Raw genomic sequence first — 1,387 nt, 5'->3', positions numbered from 1 at the left:
CCGGCCGCTTCGCGCACACCCCCCTCGACGCCGAGCGGCTCCGGGTCGCGGTACCACTGCTGCGCCTCGGCGAGGGAGCGGGTCTCCACGGTCTGCTGGATCCGGGGGCGGGGGAGAGGTCTCATGTCCGTCGACAACCGGCCACCCGCCTGGCCCAGACCCGAAGCTGCCCGCCGGTCCATCGGGATCGCCCATGGCAAGGGCGGGGAGATCGCCTCGAACCGGCGCGACGAGCAGGAGATGTTCATGCTGTGCCTGTGCATCCTCCAGTCCGCCTGGTCTACGTGAACACCCTCATGCTTCAGGACATCCTCGGCGAACCGGAGTGGGCCGGACTCCTCACGCCTGCCGATCGGCGTGGCCTGACCCCGCTGTTCTGGTCGCACGTGCGTCCGTACGGGGAGGCCAACCTCGACATGGACACCCGCCTCGACCTTGCTGCGGTCAAGCTTCCGGGGCACCGAGTTGAGACGGATGCCGCCGACCAACAGTCATCTGAACCTGCGTGAATTGTGATGAGGTCGGAAGGAGGGGTGGGAGGGAGAAGCAAGCCAGATGGTCCACCTCCCTCCCGTCGACGTCATGTCGCTACACTCGCACTGCCTTGTGAGGCGCCTTCCTCGGAATGCGGCATGAGGACGTCCCGCCCGCGCGCATGGTCCATCTCGCGCCATTCCGGCCGCAGGCCGGCCAGATTCGTGGTGAGGAAGTACGCGGTGCCGCAGGCGAGCAGCACCGGCACGAGTCCGGCGGCGGTCACCGCCGCCCCGGCGAGCAGCCCGCCGAGAGGGATGCCGGCGCAGGACAGCGAGTCGCCGAGGGCGTTGACCCGGCCCAGCATCCGGCGCGGCACCCGCTCGACGAGGACGGCCCCCAGCACCGGGTTGACGAAGCCGGCGCCGAATCCACTGACCGCGAAGACGGCCAGTACCACCCCCGGCGGGGCGTCGAAGGCGAGGACCAGGAACCTCGGCGCCCCGGCCAGCAGGAACCCGGCGAGAACCACCAGCCGCCGCCGCAGCCGGTGCGCGACCACCGCGGCGATCAGGCTCCCGCCGACCGCCGCGGCCCCCATCACGCTGCCCATCAGGCCGATCGCGGTCGGCCCGTTGCCGGACTCCTTGGCCCAGACGGGTACGAGCACCGAGGTGATCGCCGCGTCCAGCAGGTTGGTGATGCCGCACATGACGATGACGGTGAGCAGCAGCGGCTCGCCGCGCAGGAAGGTGAAGCCTTCGCCGAACCGCCGCCAGTAGCCGGGTCCCGTTTCCCCGGCCTGGGAGGGGGCTTCCTCGACCGCGTGCCCCATGCCTCGAGGCAGTGCGAGTTTGATGATCACCGATCCGAGGGCGAAGCAGCCCGCGTTGACGGCGAGGCCGGTGAGGGG

3 protein-coding genes are annotated in these 1,387 nt (G+C 70.5%); 2 read left to right on the top strand and 1 reads right to left on the bottom strand.

The window, feature by feature from the left end; all coding sequences use genetic code 11:
* Positions 1–123: 123 nt before the first annotated feature.
* The gene (locus ABZ641_RS37435; protein ID WP_359989052.1) at positions 124–288 is read left to right on the top strand and encodes a hypothetical protein; all 165 of its coding nucleotides are present in this window, start codon (positions 124–126) and stop codon (positions 286–288) included.
* Positions 285–509, top strand: coding sequence for a hypothetical protein (locus tag ABZ641_RS37430; RefSeq protein ID WP_344624839.1), 225 nt, complete (start codon positions 285–287; stop codon positions 507–509). Before ABZ641_RS37435 ends, ABZ641_RS37430 begins: the two co-directional genes overlap by 4 nt.
* A 71-nt stretch (positions 510–580) precedes the next feature.
* Here ABZ641_RS37430 and ABZ641_RS37425 read toward each other — a convergent pair.
* Positions 581–1,387, bottom strand: an 807-nt coding sequence (locus ABZ641_RS37425; protein ID WP_359989050.1) for an MFS transporter, incomplete at its 5' end; no start/stop codon positions are given.

The sequence above is a fragment of the Kitasatospora sp. NPDC007106 genome (assembly GCF_040634455.1).
GTDB classification, from domain to species: domain Bacteria; phylum Actinomycetota; class Actinomycetes; order Streptomycetales; family Streptomycetaceae; genus Kitasatospora; species Kitasatospora arboriphila.
The sequence above is the reverse complement of the archived record's forward strand: the minus strand, read 5'-3'. Positions and strand labels throughout refer to the sequence as shown.

Coding starts and splice junctions, on each gene's coding strand:
- ABZ641_RS37435 (WP_359989052.1), top strand. CDS start 124: ATGTCCGTCGACAACCGGCCACCCGCCTGGCCCAGACCCGAAGCTGCC.